Annotated in this window: 15 protein-coding genes and 1 tRNA gene; 9 read left to right on the forward strand and 7 right to left on the reverse strand. The window is 63.8% G+C overall.

What is annotated here, in order from left to right; all coding sequences use genetic code 11:
* Positions 1–40 precede the first annotated feature (40 nt).
* Positions 41–490 (reverse strand): phasin family protein, encoded by a 450-nt coding sequence (locus LZA78_RS14265; RefSeq protein WP_233677590.1) that lies wholly within the window; start codon positions 488–490, stop codon positions 41–43.
* Between the two features lie 147 nt (positions 491–637).
* Positions 638–2,431, reverse strand: coding sequence for a class I poly(R)-hydroxyalkanoic acid synthase (gene phaC / locus LZA78_RS14270; protein WP_233677591.1), 1,794 nt, complete (start codon positions 2,429–2,431; stop codon positions 638–640).
* 102 nt (positions 2,432–2,533) lie between these two features.
* Between phaC and phaZ the strand changes: the two genes are divergently transcribed.
* Positions 2,534–3,805, forward strand: coding sequence for a polyhydroxyalkanoate depolymerase (gene phaZ / locus LZA78_RS14275; RefSeq protein ID WP_233677592.1), 1,272 nt, complete (start codon positions 2,534–2,536; stop codon positions 3,803–3,805).
* Positions 3,806–3,850: 45 nt separating this feature from the next.
* On the opposite strand, the gene LZA78_RS14280 is transcribed toward phaZ, so the two are convergent.
* Positions 3,851–4,876 carry an ABC transporter ATP-binding protein gene (locus LZA78_RS14280; RefSeq protein WP_233677607.1) on the reverse strand — a complete coding sequence of 342 codons (1,026 nt, stop codon included), beginning with the start codon at positions 4,874–4,876 and terminating at the stop codon, positions 3,851–3,853.
* A 165-nt stretch (positions 4,877–5,041) separates the two neighbouring features.
* Positions 5,042–5,821: an SDR family oxidoreductase gene (locus tag LZA78_RS14285; protein ID WP_233677593.1), complete on the reverse strand. Its 780-nt coding sequence runs from the start codon at positions 5,819–5,821 to the stop codon at positions 5,042–5,044.
* Between the two features lie 140 nt (positions 5,822–5,961).
* Between LZA78_RS14285 and LZA78_RS14290 the strand changes: the two genes are divergently transcribed.
* Together LZA78_RS14290 and LZA78_RS14295 are read left to right on the forward strand one after the other, a co-directional pair.
* Positions 5,962–7,557, forward strand: a complete 1,596-nt coding sequence (locus LZA78_RS14290) for a peptide chain release factor 3 (protein WP_233677594.1) — start codon at positions 5,962–5,964, stop codon at positions 7,555–7,557.
* A 110-nt stretch (positions 7,558–7,667) separates the two neighbouring features.
* Positions 7,668–8,291 (forward strand): DUF6778 family protein, encoded by a 624-nt coding sequence (locus tag LZA78_RS14295; protein WP_233677595.1) that lies wholly within the window; start codon positions 7,668–7,670, stop codon positions 8,289–8,291.
* 13 nt (positions 8,292–8,304) lie between these two features.
* Here the strand turns inward: LZA78_RS14295 and LZA78_RS14300 are convergent, their stop codons facing one another.
* A complete protein-coding gene (locus LZA78_RS14300) occupies positions 8,305–9,465 on the reverse strand; it encodes a deoxyguanosinetriphosphate triphosphohydrolase (RefSeq protein WP_233677608.1) in 1,161 nt (386 codons plus the stop codon).
* Positions 9,466–9,536: 71 nt separating this feature from the next.
* Here LZA78_RS14300 and LZA78_RS14305 point away from each other — a divergent pair, with 71 nt between their 5' ends.
* Both LZA78_RS14305 and xth read left to right on the forward strand, forming a co-directional pair.
* Positions 9,537–9,866, forward strand: coding sequence for a HesB/IscA family protein (locus tag LZA78_RS14305; RefSeq protein ID WP_233677596.1), 330 nt, complete (start codon positions 9,537–9,539; stop codon positions 9,864–9,866).
* A 51-nt stretch (positions 9,867–9,917) separates the two neighbouring features.
* On the forward strand, positions 9,918–10,697 hold the full coding sequence (xth, locus tag LZA78_RS14310) for an exodeoxyribonuclease III (protein ID WP_233677597.1): 780 nt from the start codon (positions 9,918–9,920) through the stop codon (positions 10,695–10,697).
* Positions 10,698–10,700: 3 nt separating this feature from the next.
* On the opposite strand, the gene LZA78_RS14315 is transcribed toward xth, so the two are convergent.
* Both LZA78_RS14315 and dksA read right to left on the reverse strand, forming a co-directional pair.
* On the reverse strand, positions 10,701–11,876 hold the full coding sequence (locus tag LZA78_RS14315) for an FAD-dependent monooxygenase (RefSeq protein WP_233677598.1): 1,176 nt from the start codon (positions 11,874–11,876) through the stop codon (positions 10,701–10,703).
* Between the two features lie 81 nt (positions 11,877–11,957).
* Positions 11,958–12,380, reverse strand: coding sequence for an RNA polymerase-binding protein DksA (gene dksA / locus LZA78_RS14320; protein WP_233677609.1), 423 nt, complete (start codon positions 12,378–12,380; stop codon positions 11,958–11,960).
* Between the two features lie 208 nt (positions 12,381–12,588).
* Here dksA and LZA78_RS14325 point away from each other — a divergent pair, with 208 nt between their 5' ends.
* The 4 genes from LZA78_RS14325 to LZA78_RS14340 form a co-directional block, all read left to right on the forward strand.
* Entirely contained in the window at positions 12,589–13,431 is an 843-nt protein-coding gene (locus LZA78_RS14325; protein ID WP_233677599.1) for an AAA family ATPase, read from the forward strand.
* 267 nt (positions 13,432–13,698) lie between these two features.
* Positions 13,699–15,726 carry an ASKHA domain-containing protein gene (locus LZA78_RS14330; protein WP_233677600.1) on the forward strand — a complete coding sequence of 676 codons (2,028 nt, stop codon included), beginning with the start codon at positions 13,699–13,701 and terminating at the stop codon, positions 15,724–15,726.
* A 57-nt stretch (positions 15,727–15,783) separates the two neighbouring features.
* A tRNA-Gly gene (locus tag LZA78_RS14335) sits at positions 15,784–15,857 on the forward strand.
* Between the two features lie 101 nt (positions 15,858–15,958).
* A partial coding sequence (locus LZA78_RS14340; protein WP_368861022.1) for a DUF6538 domain-containing protein occupies positions 15,959–16,480 on the forward strand: 522 nt, incomplete at its 3' end.

Here is a 16,480-nt window from a genome sequence, read left to right on the forward strand (position 1 = left end):
CCGTGTCCGGCTGGGAGGAAGGAGCCGGCTCGCGGCAGAATTACTTCGCGGCCGAGGTCGCTTTCTTGGCGACGGCGGTCACTTCCTCGGTGGCTTTCTTCACCGCGGCGGTCGCGTCTTCCTGGAAGTCCTTGCCAGCAGCCATCATCAGCTCGACGGTTTCCATCTGGACCTTCTTCGCGACTTCGGCGAAAGCGGCGAGGTTTTCAGCAGCCATTTCAGCAGCGGCCGAAGCGAAATCGCTCACGGCTTTGGCGTAGTCGGCCGGCTCTTCCTTGGTCTTGGCGAGGGTGCCGACCTTGGCGATGGTGTCCTTGGCCCACTTCGACGAGATCTCGGTCGATTTCTCGGCAGCGTCCAGGGCAACCTTGGTCATTTTCTCGCCCAGGGCAGCCTGCGACTTGAGGGCTTCCTGGTACTTGGCGGTGTCGATCGGCATCGAGGACATCATGTCTTGAACGATCTTGGTGAAATCTTGGGTCTTAGCCATTGGTGTGCTCCATTTTCAGGGGCCCGGGAGGAAGATCGGTGGCGAGGGCCCGTTCGCTTACGTAACGTATATAAATGCCGCACCGCAGCAATTCAAGGAAAAATGCTGCGGTGCAGAAATTTTTTTGGATGAAGAAAATCGGGCCGTTCAGACCTTCACGACTTCGGCCACATAGGTGCCCGGCGCCGGTCCCAGAACGGGGTGCTTTTCATCGCCCGGCTCGCGCGCCGCGACCATCCGCCCCGAGCGCGCGGCAAGCCACTCGCCCCAGCGCGGCCACCAGCTGCCCTCGTGGTAGGTCGCCTGCCCCTTCCACTCGTTGGGGTTATGCACCGGCGCCTCTGAGGTGTAGTGGCCATACTTCTTCTTCGACGGCGGGTTCACGATCCCGGCGATGTGGCCCGACTCTGAGAGGATGAAGGTCTTGTCCGACGAGCCCATCTGCGCCACCCCGTTGAACGAGGCGATCCAGGGCGCGATATGGTCGGTCTCGCAGGCGATGGCGCAAAGCGGCACCTTGACGCCCGAGACATGCAGCGTCTCGCCCAGGATCGAGAAGCCGTCCTTGGTGAAGGTGTCGCCCTGGCACAGGCCGCGCAGGTATTCGACCGCCATCCGGCCCGGCAGGTTCGTCGAGTCGCCATTCCAGAACAGCAGATCGAAGGCGGGCGGAGATTCGCCCATCATGTAGCTGCGGATCGCGGGCTGGTAGATCAGGTCATTCGCACGCAGGAAGCTGAAGGTGCGCGTCATGAAATGGCTCGACAAGATGCCATCGGCCATGCATTGCGCCTCGATCCCATCCACGAAGTCGTCCTGCAGATAGACGGCGAACTCGCCCTGATCCGAGAAGTCGGTAAGCGTGGTGAAGAAGGTGGCCGAGTTGATCGACTTGTCCTTGCGCTTCTCAAGCAGCGCGAGCGTCAGGCTCAGCGTCGTGCCCGCGATGCAATAACCGACGGTGTTGACCTTCTTCTCGCCGGTGATCTGCTTCACCTGCTCGATCGCGGTCAGGTAGCCTTCCTCGATATAGGTATCCATGCCGACATCGGCATAGCTCTGATCGGGGTTCTTCCAGCTGACCACGAACAGGGTGAAGCCCTGATCGACGATCCAGCGGATCAGCGAGTTCACCGGCTTCAGGTCAAGGATGTAGAACTTGTTGATCCACGGTGGGAAGATGATCAGGGGTGTCTTGTGGACCGTCTCGGTGGTGGGCTTGTACTGGATCAGCTCCATCATCCGGTTGCGATAGACGACCGAGCCCTCGGCGGTGCCGATGTTCTGCCCGACGGTAAAGGCGGTCTTGTCCGAGAGGGTGACGACAAACTCGCCCTGGCTGTCCTCGATATCGCGCACGAGGTTCTCAAGCCCTTTGACAAGGCTCGCCCCTTCGGTGGCGACGGCGCGTTCGAGCGCATCGGGGTTTGTCGCAAGGAAGTTCGTCGGCGACATCATGTCGATGATCTGCCGCGTGAAGTAATCGAGCCGCCTGCGATCGATCGGATCGAGTCCATCGATTCGGCTGACGGCGTCCTCCATCGCCTGCGACGAGATCAGATACTGCTTCTTGATGAAGTTGAAATAGGGGTGGGTATCCCAAAGCGGGTTGGCAAAACGGCGGTCGGAAGGGCCCGGATCGGCAGGTGCCTTGAGGCCGCCCTGCGCCAGTGCATGGGAAGCTTCGACATAATGTTTCATCGCCTGACCCCAGTAGGAAACCTGGGCTTCCAGCATTTTTGCCGGATTATCGGACAATTCCTTTAAAAAAGCGGCGCCGGTGGTGAGATAGAAGTCCATCCCGGGCCCTTCGAGGGCAGGATTGGGCGGGCGCTTGCGCGACAAGGCTTCGATGAGGCGTTGCGTCAAAGCCTCGATCTTGACGAGGTTCTCCTGAAATTGCTGCGATGCAGCATTTAGAGTTTCCTCTTTTGTTGCCATAATGCTATTCCCTCCCTATCCTTTTTGGTAACAGCATAGCGTTGCTATTACAGGAGGGTAAAGCAGCGTTTTCGGGGAGAGCCTGCGGGCCGAGGAGTGTGTATGAAAGGCATGATGCGTTACGACCTGATGGAGACCATCAGGAACACCAACGAATGGATGGGTGCATCCGCCCGTGCCATGGCGTCCTACCCGGTCTGGGGCCTCGCGCCGCACCCGATGTTCAAGCTGCTCTCCGCCTGGGGCCGCGTGACCGAGCGCAGCTTCGCGCGCATGGTCATCAAGCCCGACTGGGGCATCCGTTCGATCGCCGGTGCCGATGGGCGTGACCATGTCGTCTCGGTCGAAACCCTGGTCGACAAACCATTCGGATCGCTGATCCACTTCGCGGTTCAGGGCCGCGCCCCGATGAAGCGCCGCATCATGCTGGTTGCGCCGATGTCGGGCCACTACGCGACCCTGCTGCGCTCGACGGTCGCCTCGCTGCTCCCCGATGCAGATGTCTATGTGACCGACTGGCATAACGCGCGTGATATCCCGGTATCCGAAGGCAAGTTCGATATCGAAGACTACACGCTCTATCTTGTCGATTTCATGAAATACCTCGGCCCCGACATCAACGTCATCGCCGTGTGTCAGCCCGCCCCTCTCACCCTTGCCGCGACCGCCTACCTGGCCGAGGAAGACCCGGCCGCGCAGCCGCGCACGCTGACCCTGATCGGCGGCCCGATCGACCCCGACGCCGCAGCAACCGAAGTGACCGACTTCGGCGCGCGCGTGACCATGGGCCAGCTTGAGCACATGGTAATCCAGCGCGTGGGCTTCAAATACAAGGGCGCGGGCCGCATGGTCTATCCGGGCCTGATGCAGCTTGCCTCGTTCATCTCGATGAACATGGACAAGCACACCGCCGCCTTCAAAGACAAGATCGTCGCCGAAGCCAAGGGCGAAGGCTCCGAGCACGACCACCACAACGTGTTCTACGATGAATACCTGGCCGTCATGGACATGACCGCCGAATTCTACCTCTCGACGGTCGAGCGTATCTTCAAAGGCCTCGAGATCGCGCAGAACACCTTCACCGTGAACGGCAAGCGCGTCGATATCGGCAAGATCACCGATGTTGCCGTGAAGACCGTCGAAGGCTCGAACGACGACATCTCGGCCCCCGGCCAGTGCGTCGCCGCGCTGCGCCTGTGCACCGGCCTGCCGGAAAGCAAGAAGGCCCAGCACCTTGAGCCCGGCGCCGGTCACTACGGCATCTTCGCCGGTTCGAGCTGGCGCAACAACATCCGCCCGCTGGTGCTGGAGTTCATCGACCAGAACGCCGACAACGGCCCCAAGGGCAAGGTCACGCCGATCCGCGCGGTGTGATCCCGGGCCAAGGAATGCAAAAGGCGCCCTGCGGGGCGCCTTTTTTCATGCCTTCGCGCCGAAGACGAAACATCGGTCGCGGCGGATCATCAGCCACATCGGCGTGCCGGGCTTCGGCAAGAACACGTTGGGCACAGTGGCGCGCAGGATCGAGCCGTCGAAATCCATGCGAAACTCGACAAGGCTTTCGCGGCCCATGAAGCGCGCGCGTTCGACCACGCCACGCGCGGGCGTGCCGTCCTGCACGGTCGGGTTCGGGCCGCGCCCCGCCCTGTCAAAGTCGATCTTGAGGTGCTGCGGGCGGATCACGATGTCGATCTCGGCGCCGTCCGCGTGGCCCGGCGTCAGGAAATCGCCGAAGGGCGTCGCGGTCAGCGCGCCTTTCACCCGGCCCTTGAGCACGTTGATATCCGAAAAGAACGCCGCAGCCGCCCGGTCAACTGGCGCGTTGTAAAGGTTGTAGGGCGCGCCGCGCTGCACGATCTTGCCACCACGCATCAGCAGGATCTGGTCGGCCATGCGCATCGCCTCATGCGGCTCATGCGTGACCAGCAAAACGGCGGTGCCCTCTTCCTTCAAAAGCGCCAGCGTCTCGTCGCGGATACCGTCGCGCAGACGTTCATCGAGCCCTGAGAAGGGCTCGTCCATCAGCAATATGCGCGGGCGCGGCGCCAAGGCGCGGGCCAGCGCAACGCGCTGCTGCTCGCCCCCGGACAGGGAATGCGGGAAGTTGTCGATATGCTTGAGCAGACGCACCCGGTCGAGCAGTTCGGTCACCCGGGTGCGCTTTTCTTCCTTGCTGCCCTTGAGGCCGAAGGCCACATTATCGGCCACCGACAGATGCGGAAACAGCGCGAAGTCCTGGAACATCAGCCCGATGGCGCGGCGCTCGGGCGGGACGCGGAAGACCGTGTCGCACACAAGGTTTCCGTCCACATAGATCCGGCCCGCGTCCTGCATATCGACGCCCGCGATGATCCGCAGCGTCGTGGATTTGCCGCAGCCCGATGGGCCAAGCAGACAGGTCACCTGCCCCGCCGGGATCGAGAAGGACACATCGTCCACCACCATCTGCCCATCGAAGCGCCGCACGAGGTTTTGCACCTCAAGCCGCGGGGCCTCGGCAACGGGTCTGTCGATCTTGGCGGTCTGGTTCACCGGGCTTTCCGATCAATTCTCTCAGGCATATGCGGGATAGCAGGGCAGGCCGGGCGGCGCAAGCGCCCGGCCCGACCGTCACATGGTCTGATTTGCCGCACCGCCATCGACAAGGATGTTCTGCCCCACGATGAACCCCGCGTGCTGCGAACACAGGAAGGCGCACATCGCCCCGAACTCGGACGCGGTGCCGTAGCGGCGCGCAGGGATACCAGCCGCACGGCGCGCCCGCGCCTCGTCAAGCGAGATCCCCTCGGCGCGCACCACCGCGCCATCAAGCGCATCGGCCCGGTCGGTGGCATGGATGCCCGGCAGCATGTTGTTGATGGTCACCCCCGCATGGGCCACCTGCCGCGCGGTTCCGGCGACAAAGCCGGTCAGCCCCGCACGGGCGGCGTTCGACAGGCCAAGCTGCGGGATCGGCGCGCGCACTGCCGCCGAGGTGATGTTGACCACCCTGCCCCAGCCGCGCGCCATCATGCCCGGCATCACCCCCTGCATCATGGCGATGGGGCTGAGCATGTTGCCGTCGAGCGCCTTGATGAAATCATCCCGCGACCAGTCGCTCCAGACACCCGGCGGCGGGCCGCCCGCGTTATTGATCAGAATATCTACTTCTCCCGCAGCGGCCAGCACCGCCGCGCGGCCCTCGGGCGCGGTGATATCGGCGGCGACGGCGATGACCGTCACGCCATAGCGCGCCTCGATCTCGTTCGCGGTTTCGGCCAGTGCCTCGGCGCCGCGTGCGTTCAGCACCAGATCAACGCCCGCTTCTGCCAGCGCCTCGGCACAGCCGCGCCCCAGCCCCTTCGAGCCCGCGCAGATGATCGCCTTCTTGCCCCTGATCCCCAGATCCATCATTTCCTCCTGCGTTTTTCCCAGACCTAGCGGAGTGGCGCGCCGTGGCAAGCGCCCATTGCCGCGATCCCCCGCAAAAGTGGGGCGCGGGCGCGCTTCCTCCCATTGCCCCAAGCCGCCGCGCGCGCTATGAGCGCGCCATGAGCAACCGACCCGATCTCCCGCCCGAAATCGCCCGCCGCCGGACCTTTGCGATCATCTCGCACCCCGACGCCGGCAAGACCACGCTGACCGAAAAGTTCCTGCTTTTCGGGGGCGCCATTCAGATGGCCGGTCAGGTGCGCGCGAAAGGCGAGGCACGGCGGACGCGCTCGGACTTCATGAAGCTGGAACAGGATCGCGGGATCTCGGTCTCGGCCTCGGCCATGAGCTTCGATTTCCGGCAGTATCGCTTCAACCTGGTGGACACGCCCGGCCACTCGGACTTCTCGGAAGATACCTACCGCACGCTGACGGCGGTGGACGCGGCGATTATGGTGATTGATGGCGCCAAGGGCGTCGAAAGCCAGACGCGCAAGCTGTTCGAGGTGTGCCGCCTGCGCGACCTGCCGATCCTGACCTTCTGTAACAAGATGGACCGCGAAAGCCGCGACACTTTCGAGATCATCGACGAGATCCAGGAGAACCTGGCCATCGACGTGGCACCGGCCAGCTGGCCGATCGGCATGGGGCGCGATTTCCTGGGCTGCTACGACATCCTGCACGACCGACTGGAACTGATGGACCGCGCCGACCGCAACCGCGTGGCAGAGTCGATCAAGATCAGCGGCCTCGACGATCCCAAGCTGGCCGAACACGTCCCTGCTGAGCAGCTCGAGAAGCTGCGCGAAGAGCTGGAAATGGCGCGCGAACTGCTGCCCGCCTTCGACCGCCAGAGCTTCCTTGAGGGCCACATGACGCCGATCTGGTTCGGCTCGGCCATCAACTCATTCGGCGTCAAGGAACTGATGGACGGGATCGGCGAATACGGCCCCGAACCGCAGATCCAGAAAAGCGCCGAGCGCGGCGTGGCCCCGGAAGAGACCAAGGTCACCGGTTTCGTCTTCAAGGTGCAGGCCAACATGGACCCCAAGCACCGCGACCGCGTGGCCTTCGTGCGCCTCGCCTCGGGGCATTTCGAGCGCGGGATGAAACTGCTGCACGTCCGCTCTGGCAAGCCGATGGCGGTGTCGAACCCGGTGCTGTTCTTGGCCGCCGACCGCGAGCTGGCCGAAGAGGCCTGGGCGGGCGACATCATCGGCATTCCGAACCACGGCCAGCTACGCATCGGCGATGCGCTGACCGAGGGCGAGAAGCTTCGCTTCACCGGCATCCCGAGCTTCGCACCCGAATTGCTGCAATCCGTGCGCGCGACCGACCCGATGAAGGGCAAGCACCTGGAAAAGGCGCTGATGCAATTCGCCGAGGAAGGCGCCGCCAAGGTCTTCAAGCCCTCGATCGGTTCGGGCTTCATCGTGGGCGTCGTCGGCGCGCTGCAATTCGACGTGTTGGCCAGCCGGATCGAGATCGAATACGGCATCCCGGTGCGGTTCGAGCCCTCGCAGTTCACCTCGGCCCGGTGGGTGCTTGGCCCCAAGGACACGGTCGAAAAGCTGGCCAATGCCAACAAGCAGCACATCTCGACCGACCATGACGGCGACATCGTCTTCCTGACGCGCCTGCAATGGGACATCGACCGCGTGGTGCGCGACTACCCCGGCGTGACGCTGAGCGCGACGAAAGAGATGATGCTCTGAGGCGGTCTGCCTTTGCGTAAGGGATTAACCAACAGAAGGCGAACCGGGTTACTTTTTCGTTAAAATTGGGTAGAACCTCCTCGGCTTGATGTAACCAGCGGACCAGTGACATGCGATTTACGACCCGACGCGCCTCGCTTTTTATCCTTCTTGGTGGCCTTGCACTGGCCGCGGGGTGCAGCCGTTCGTGGGAAACCGCCTATACGCCGCTTGAGGGCGCCGCTGACAGCTACAAGCTGGCGGGCGTTTCGGTGATCGTGCCGCAGTCGCTGACGGTCAGTGAAAGCGAGACGAGCTACGTTCCAAAGGCAGATATCGTTTGGGTCGAGGAACCTGCAGGTGATCGCAGGGCGCAGGTTGCACGGATCTTCGAGGAAGGCGTGCGCGCCGGGGCCTCGGGTCTGCGCGGCGCTACGCCCGTCACCATCGAGGTGACCGTGCAGAAGTTCCACGCGCTGAACATGAAGTCGCGCTACAACGCCCCGCAGGGCACCGGCGTCTATGACATCACCTTCACCGCGCGCATTCTGGATACGGCAAGTGGCGCCGAACTGGTGCCCACGCAGCAGATCCTCGCCAATGCCCCCGCCCGCACCGGCGATGCCGCTCTGGCCGAGGAAGCCGCGGGTATCACTCAACGCTCGACCAATGTCGCGCAGATCGCGGCCACCATCGCGGGCTGGCTGCGCGTCGGGCCCGACAACCGCACGACCTTCCGGCGTCTTGGCGGCTGACGCCGCCGCTGCCTCAGGCCTCGGGGGCCACCAGCCGGTGGTATTCCTGAATGGCGAAGCGGTCGGTCATACCCGCCACGTAATCCAGCACCACGCGGGCAAGCTCGGTCTTGCCCTCGTTCCCTTTCGCCTTGGCCGTCGCGACATCGGTCTGCCAATCCTGCGGCAGCAGATCGGGCTGCTCAAGGAACAGCGGGAACAGCGCATTGACCATCTTGGTCACCCGCTGACGCTCGACCACCACCGAGGGCGCGCGATACATGCGCTGGAACAGGAACAGCTTGATCGCCTTGAGGTTCTGATAGACCGGCTTCGAGAAGCGGATGATGGGCCCCTCCATCGCGCGGATATCATCGACCGTCTGCGGGCAGAGGCTCGTCAGCCGGTTCTGCGCCACGGCAATCACATCCTCGACCATCACGCCGAAGACGCGGCGCAGCGCCTCGTGCCGTCTGCGCATCGGGTCGATGCCGGGATGCATCCGGTCCACCTGCTCGAAGCAATCGCCGATGATCGGCAGTTCGCACAGGTCATCCTCGGTGAACAGCCCCGCGCGCAGACCGTCATGCAGGTCATGATGGTTATAGGCGCAATCGTCAGCCACAGCGGCCACCTGCGCCTCGGCCGAGGCATTGGTGCCTAGTTCCAGATCCCACAGCGCATTGACCTCGGCCAGCGCGTAGTTCCATGGCGCCTCGACTGGGCCGTTATGCTTGGCGATGCCTTCCAGCGTCTCCCAAGTCAGGTTCAGCCCGTCGAAGCCCGCGTAATGCCGTTCCAGCTTGGTGACGATGCGCAGCGCCTGCGCGTTATGATCGAACCCGCCATAGGGCTCCATCAGCAGGGCCAGCGCGTCTTCTCCGGTATGGCCGAAGGGCGGATGGCCCAGGTCATGCGCCAGCGCCACAGCCTCGGCCAGGTCGGTATTCAGCCCAAGCGCCGAAGCGATGGTGCGCGCGACCTGCGCCACCTCGATCGTATGGGTCAGGCGGGTGCGGTAGTAATCGCCCTCGTGCTCGACGAAAACCTGCGTCTTGTGCTTGAGCCGCCGGAAGGCCGAGGAATGGATGATCCGGTCGCGATCTCGTTGAAAAGGCGTGCGGAAGGTCGAAATGCTTTCGGGGAAAAGCCGGCCGCGGCTGGCGTCGGGCAGGCAGGCATAGGGTTGCAGCAAGGGCATCCTCGTCTTGTCGGCGCATTTGCCCCACCCTATATCGAGAGTGATCCATAAATACAGGCCTCACGATGCTTCTGCCGCCGAAAGTCACCGAACGCGCCTTTGCGCGCCTTGCCGAGATCAACGCCAGTGCAGCCGCACCGCGCGCGCTGCGCGTGGCCGTCGAAGGGGGCGGCTGCTCGGGCTTCCAATATGAGTTGAAGCTGGAAGAGGCCGAAGCGCCGGACGACATCGTCATCGAGGGCGCGGGCCAGCGCGTGCTGATCGACCCGGTCTCACTGCCATTTCTGGAAAACGCGACGGTCGATTTCACCGATGAGCTGATCGGCGCGCGCTTCGTCGTGCAGAACCCGAACGCGACGGCCTCTTGCGGCTGCGGGATTTCCTTCTCGATGTAACTTGGCATCCGCGCCCCCTCCCCCTATCAAGGGGGAAACTTGGGGGGCCGCATGAAGATCGCGACATATAACATCAACGGCATCAAGGCCCGCGCCGAGGCGCTTCCCGCTTGGCTGCGTGAGGCCGAGCCCGATGTCGTCGTGCTACAAGAGATCAAATCGACCGACGAGACCTTCCCGCATGAGCTGTTCGACGGGCTCGGCTACCACATCGAAACGCATGGGCAGAAAAGCTTCAACGGCGTGGCGATCCTGTCGCGCCTGCCGCTGGAAGACGTGACGCGCGGCCTGCCGGGCGATGACAGCGATGAGCAGGCGCGCTGGATCGAGGCGACCGTGGTCGGCAAGCGTGCGGTGCGGATCTGCGGCCTTTACCTGCCCAACGGCAACCCCGCTCCGGGGCCGAAATACGACTACAAGCTGGGCTGGATGGAGCGGATGCGCGCCCGCGCCCGTGACCTGCTGAGCACCGAAGAGGCCGTCGTGATGGCGGGCGATTACAACATCATCCCGCAGGATGAAGACGCTGCCAAACCCGAGGCCTGGCGCGAGGATGCGCTCGCCCTGCCCGAAAGCCGCGTGGCCTTCCGACGTATCCTGAACCTCGGCTTCACCGATGCCTTCCGTGCCGAGGTGCAGGGCCCGGGGCATTATTCGTTCTGGGATTATCAGGCGGGCGCCTGGCAGCGAAACAACGGCATCCGCATCGACCACCTGCTGCTCAGCCCGCAAGCCGCCGACCTTTTACGCGAAACCGGAATCGACAAGGATATCCGCGGCCGCGACAAGCCCTCGGATCACGTGCCGGTCTGGATTGATCTCGACGCCTGAGGCTCAGCCCCCGGCACCCGCCGTCACATCGTGCTCATAGACCCAGTCGAACCGCCCGATCAGCCGCGCGGGCGCAAGGGCCGAAGCAGCGCGTAGGCCCAGATGCGCCACGGCGCGCGTCACACCCGATAGGTGATAGTTACGCGCGTTCTTGTTGGCCGCCTCGACAATCGCCGCGCAACGCGGGCGGCGCTGCGCCTGAAAGGCCGCCAGCGCCGCATCGGGCGCATCATGCGAGGCGAGGCTTTCGGCCAGCACCCAGGCATCCTCGATCGCCATGACCGCGCCCTGCGCGAGGAACGGCAAGGTGGGGTGCGCCGCATCGCCCAATATCGCCGCGCCATGCCCATGCCAGCGTTCGGCCACCGGGTGGCGGAATAGGCCCCAGAGCCAGGGTTCCTCAAGCTGCGCCAGCCAGTTCTGGACGCGGGGGCAGAAATCCTCAAACGCCGTGCGGACGGTCATCGCATCGTCGCGCAGGTTCCAGCTTTCCTCGACCCAGCGGTCACGCTCTTCTATGGCGACGACATTGCGCAGCCTGTTTCCAAGCGGATAGCTGACGACATGCTTGCCCACCCCCATGAAAACCTGGGCAACTTTCGGCTCATTGTCCGAGCACGGAATCACGCCGCGCCAGGCCACCTGATGGGTAAAGAAGGGCGCCACCTGACCATTCAGCGCCTGCCGCACCTTCGAATGCAGACCATCCGCGCCGATCAGCAGGTCGGCCTCCATCGCGCCACCCTGCGCGGTCCACAGGCGGGGCGGATGATCGCCCAGCTCGACGCGCTCGATCTTTTGCAAGAGGCGAATATGGACGCCCGCCTCGCGCGCTCCCTCGGCCAGAAGGTCAATCAGACGGGCGCGATGCAGGAAACGATATTCATCCCCGCCGCGCAGCCGCGCCAGATCGAGCCGCGCAACGCGCGATGAGGTCTCGCCATCGATCAGCTCGACCGCCTGCGCCCGAGGGCCCGCAGCAGCAAGCGCCTCGCCCAGCCCAAGCGCGCGCAACACCCGCGCACCATTGGGCGAGATCTGAAGCCCCGCGCCCACTTCGCGGATCGCGTCGGCCTGCTCTAGCACCGTCACATCGGCCCCGCGCAGCGCCAGCGCCCGCGCGACTGTCAGCCCTGCAACCCCGGCCCCCAGAACGGTGATCTTGCGTCCGATCAGCATGGTCCCTCCCGAAACGAAATCACCGGCACCTTGGAGGCGCCGGTGGGAATGGTCTTTGAGCGAAATCAACCGCAGCGCAGATCAGTCGTCGCGGTGAACCCGCTCGCGGCGCTCGTGGCGCTCCTGCGCCTCCAACGTCATCGTGGCGATCGGGCGCGCATCCAGACGGCGTAGCGAGATCGGCTCGCCGGTCACTTCGCAATAACCATACTCGCCATTATCGATACGGCGCAGCGCGACCTCGATCTTGGACACCAGCTTGCGCTGACGATCGCGGGTGCGCAGCTCAAGCGCGCGGTCGGTCTCTTCCGAGGCGCGGTCGGCGATATCGGGAACGCTGCGTGCCGATTCGGCGAGGCCTTCAAGCGTTTCCGCCGATTGCTCCAGCAGCTCGTGTTTCCAGGCAGTCAGCTTGCGCCGGAAATACTCGAGCTGACGGTCGTTCATGAACGGCTCGTCCTCGGCGGGGCGATAGTCGTCGGGAAGAAAGTTTTCGGCCTTCATCTCTGCCCTCTCTGTCGTGCCCGTCGAAGTAGACTTTTCGTATCCTGCCATGCGGGCCTCCTCGGGCGCTCACTTACCCCAAGCGGAAAGGGATGTCACGCCCTCCTTTTCACGCCGCGTCAAGGTTGGTCGATCTTTCCTAGCATCGGCTTGCGGCCATATTGGGGCGCGGCTAACCTCTGGCGCGCCACAATTCCGGAGAGAGCCCTTGCGTTTCCAATCCACCGAAACCTACGTCGCCCCGCCCGATCTGACCGTCGCGGTCAACGCCGCCGTCGCGCTCGAGCGCCCGCTGCTGGTCAAGGGCGAGCCGGGCACCGGCAAGACGGAACTCGCCCGTCAGGTGGCGCAAAGCCTCGGGCTGCCGATGGTCGAGTGGAACATCAAATCGACGACCAAGGCGCAGCAGGGGCTTTACGAGTACGATGCCGTCTCGCGCCTGCGCGACAGCCAGCTGGGCGACGCGCGCGTCAATGACGTGAAGAACTACATCCGCAAGGGCAAGCTCTGGCAGGCCTTCGAGGCCGACGCCAAGGTCGTGCTGCTGATCGACGAGATCGACAAGGCCGATATCGAGTTCCCGAACGACCTGCTCCAGGAACTCGACAAGATGGAGTTCCATGTCTACGAAACCGGCGAGACCGTGCGCGCCGTCCATCGTCCCGTGGTCATCATCACCTCGAACAACGAAAAAGAGTTGCCCGACGCCTTCCTGCGGCGCTGCTTTTTCCACTACATCCGCTTCCCCGAACCGGCAGTGATGAAGCAGATCGTCGAGGTCCACTTCCCGCGCATCAAGGAATCGCTTCTGGCCGAGGCGCTCACCCAGTTCTACGAGATCCGCGAGACACCCGGCCTGAAGAAAAAACCCTCGACCTCCGAGGTGCTCGACTGGCTCAAGCTTCTGCTTGCCGAGGACCTCGCACCCGAGGATCTCAAGCGCGAAGGCGCGAGCCTACTGCCCAAGCTGCATGGCGCCCTGCTCAAGAACGAACAAGACGTTCACCTCTTCGAGCGCCTTGCCTTCATGGCCCGGCGCCAGGGCCGCTGAGACGCGAAGCAGGGGGGCTGTCTGCCCCCCTCTTGGGCCACGCCCAATTCACCCCCCGAGGATATTTGGACCACATTGAAATGCGCGCGGGTCCTCCCTTCAATGTGGCCCAAATATCCCGGGGGTGAGGCCCATCAGGGCCGAGGGGGCAGCGCCCCCTGCCGCCCCGACCCCACCAAGTGACGATTTCTCGTTGCGCCCCGTCGCACATGGGCTTTGCCGCGCGCCCGCTTCGGCCTAGAACAGCCTGAGGAACAGGAGACGCGCATGACGGACGATGCACTGGTGATTTTTACGCCCTCGGGCAAGCGCGGGCGCGTGGCCAAGGGCACGAGCGTCCTGCACGCCGCGCGTCAGCTTGGTGTCGATCTCGATTCCGTTTGCGGCGGGCGCGGGATCTGTTCGAAGTGCCAGGTCTCCCCCGGTTACGGCGAGTTCCCCAAGCATGGCGTTCATGTCGGCCCTGATGCGCTAACACAGATCAATGCCGTCGAAGAGCGTTATGACCGCGTCCGCGGCCTCAAGCCCGGGCGGCGGTTGGGGTGCCAGGCCTGCGTTCAGGGCGATGTCGTTCTGGACGTCCCGCCTGAATCCCAGGTGCACCGCCAGGTCATCCGCAAGTCCGCCTCGGAGCGCGCGATGGACATGGATCCGGCGACGCATGCCTATTACGTCGAGGTGGCCGAGCCGAACATGCACGAACCCTCGGGCGATTTTCAGCGCCTCGCCGACGCGCTGGAAGCGCAATGGGGGATCAAGGGCTTGGCGTCCGATCTTCAGGTGATGCGCGTTCTGCAACCAGTGCTGCGCAAGGGCGACTGGAAGGTGACTGTCGCGGTGAATGACGACGGCACCGGAGCCCTTCCGCGGATCGTCGCCCTTTGGCCGGGCCTGCGCGATGCGCCGCTTTACGGGCTGGCGATCGACTTGGGCTCGACCACCATTGCCGGGCACCTGGTCAGCCTTGCCGATGGGCGGGTGCTCGCCTCTTCTGGGCTGATGAACCCGCAGATCCGCTTTGGCGAAGACCTTATGAGCCGGGTTTCCTATGCCATGATGAACCCGGGCGGCGATGTCGAAATGACGCGCGCCGTGCGCGATGCGCTTGGTCAGTTGGCGGCCGCGCTGGTGGCCGAGGCTGGCGTTGATGCCGGTGCCGTGGTCGAGGCCAGCGTCGTGTGCAACCCGGTCATGCATCACCTTCTGCTGGGCATCGACCCGGTCGAACTGGGCCAAGCCCCCTTCGCGCTGGCCACCGGCGAGGCGCAAAATCTGGCCGCATCCGAGATCGGGCTGGGTAATTTGGCGCCCGCCGCGCGTGCTTATATCCTACCGCTGATCGCGGGCCATGTCGGTGCGGATGCAGCCGCCGTTGCGCTTTCCGAGGCGCCCGAGACGCGCGACGACCTGTCCCTGATCGTCGATGTCGGCACCAATGCCGAGATCCTTCTGGGTAACCGCACCCGCGTGCTTGCCTGCTCGTCCCCCACCGGCCCGGCCTTCGAGGGGGCGCAGATCTCCTCGGGGCAGCGGGCGGCGCCCGGCGCGATCGAGCGGATCGAGATCGACCCGGTCACCAAGGAACCGCGTTTCCGCATTATCGGCAACGATCACTGGTCGGATGCGCCCGAGTTCGGCACGCCAACCATCACGGGAATCTGCGGATCGGGCATCATCGAGGCCGTGGCCGAGATGCGCATGGCCGGGATCGTCGATCCCTCGGGGCTGATCGGCTCGGCCGAGCAGACCGGAACGGCGCGCTGTGTCTCGACCGGGCGGACGCATGAATATGTGATCCATGACGGCAGCCCGGACGGCCCGCGTATTACCGTCACGCAGGGCGATATCCGCGCAATTCAGCTTGCGAAGTCAGCTCTTTACGCGGGCGCGCGACTGCTGATGGACGAGATGGAGGTGGACAAGGTAGACCGCGTCGTACTGGCTGGCGCCTTCGGGGCCCATATCTCGCCCAAGCACGCGATGGTGCTGGGCATGATCCCCGATGTCGTGCTCGACCGTGTCATCTCGGCGGGCAATGCCGCAGGCACAGGCGCGCGTATGGCGCTTTGTGCCCGTAGCGCACGACGCGCGATCGAGGCTCAGGTCAAGCGCATCGACAAGATCGAGACGGCGATCGAGCCGCGCTTTCAGGAGCATTTCGTCGCCGCCAACGCGATGCCCCATGCCAGCGACCCCTTCCCCGAACTCGCCAAGGTGGTGGCCCTGCCCGACGTCAGCTTCAACAGCGGCGGCAGTGGCGATGGCGGTGGCGGGCGCCGCCGCCGACGCGGTTGAATCTGCGCGCGCCCGCTTGACGACCGGGCGCGCTTCGCTTACCTCTGCGCCGCACAGGCGGGTATGATGTAATGGTAGCCTGTCAGCTTCCCAAGCTGAACGCGCGGGTTCGATTCCCGCTACCCGCTCCAAGAATCTCCAGTTGAACTGGCGATTTCGAAGCTCAAGTGCCTGACAACGCATAGAATTTTCACTGCGGCATCACTGCCCTTGTGCGAAGGCGTTGACCAGAATGCAGACCAAAAGCATCCCCTACACGTTCACTCGGCGCGGCTATTTCTACTTCACTCGTCGAATTCCAAACGACCTTGTTCAGCACTACGACACGGATCGGATTGTTGAAGGACTTAGAACCAAGTCACCTTCTGTCGCTCGCACTCGATCACTAATCGCAGCAGCCAAGCTGGACGAGTACTGGCAAGGATTGAGGGTGGCAAATCCAGACCTTCCCGGCAAGCATCGGCTCCGCGATCTCTCAGCCTCTTTCCCCCAGTCCGCACCCTTATCTCAGGCAGATCAAGACAAAGGGCCAAAGCTTTCAGAAAGCTTGCAAATCTACTTCAAGCAAAAGGGGCACGGGAAGTCGAAGGTGTTCTTTAACGTCAATAACCGTGCTTGCGCCTACGTTGTCCGTCGTCAGAACATTTGGCGCAACTCGTGGCGTAGATTAGCGGAGAGCGGGCCTCGTCTGTGGGATGATGTTATGCGGCGAGCTTGTGGTGCTGCAAGCGCCGATATTCGAGGGTCTGTCGTT

This window comes from Rhodobacter flavimaris (genome assembly GCF_021378075.1).
Classification (GTDB): Bacteria; Pseudomonadota; Alphaproteobacteria; order Rhodobacterales; family Rhodobacteraceae; genus Rhodobacter; species Rhodobacter flavimaris.

What these genes read in the sequence shown, in the direction of transcription:
- LZA78_RS14265 (WP_233677590.1), bottom strand. Translation starts at nt 490, where the DNA reads ATGGCTAAGACCCAAGATTTCACCAAGATCGTTCAAGACATGATGTCC.
- phaC (WP_233677591.1), bottom strand. Translation starts at nt 2,431, where the DNA reads ATGGCAACAAAAGAGGAAACTCTAAATGCTGCATCGCAGCAATTTCAG.
- phaZ (WP_233677592.1), top strand. Translation starts at nt 2,534, where the DNA reads ATGAAAGGCATGATGCGTTACGACCTGATGGAGACCATCAGGAACACC.
- LZA78_RS14280 (WP_233677607.1), bottom strand. Translation starts at nt 4,876, where the DNA reads ATGGTGGTGGACGATGTGTCCTTCTCGATCCCGGCGGGGCAGGTGACC.
- LZA78_RS14285 (WP_233677593.1), bottom strand. Translation starts at nt 5,821, where the DNA reads ATGGATCTGGGGATCAGGGGCAAGAAGGCGATCATCTGCGCGGGCTCG.
- LZA78_RS14290 (WP_233677594.1), top strand. Translation starts at nt 5,962, where the DNA reads ATGAGCAACCGACCCGATCTCCCGCCCGAAATCGCCCGCCGCCGGACC.
- LZA78_RS14295 (WP_233677595.1), top strand. Translation starts at nt 7,668, where the DNA reads ATGCGATTTACGACCCGACGCGCCTCGCTTTTTATCCTTCTTGGTGGC.
- LZA78_RS14305 (WP_233677596.1), top strand. Translation starts at nt 9,537, where the DNA reads ATGCTTCTGCCGCCGAAAGTCACCGAACGCGCCTTTGCGCGCCTTGCC.
- xth (WP_233677597.1), top strand. Translation starts at nt 9,918, where the DNA reads ATGAAGATCGCGACATATAACATCAACGGCATCAAGGCCCGCGCCGAG.
- LZA78_RS14315 (WP_233677598.1), bottom strand. Translation starts at nt 11,876, where the DNA reads ATGCTGATCGGACGCAAGATCACCGTTCTGGGGGCCGGGGTTGCAGGG.
- dksA (WP_233677609.1), bottom strand. Translation starts at nt 12,380, where the DNA reads ATGAAGGCCGAAAACTTTCTTCCCGACGACTATCGCCCCGCCGAGGAC.
- LZA78_RS14330 (WP_233677600.1), top strand. Translation starts at nt 13,699, where the DNA reads ATGACGGACGATGCACTGGTGATTTTTACGCCCTCGGGCAAGCGCGGG.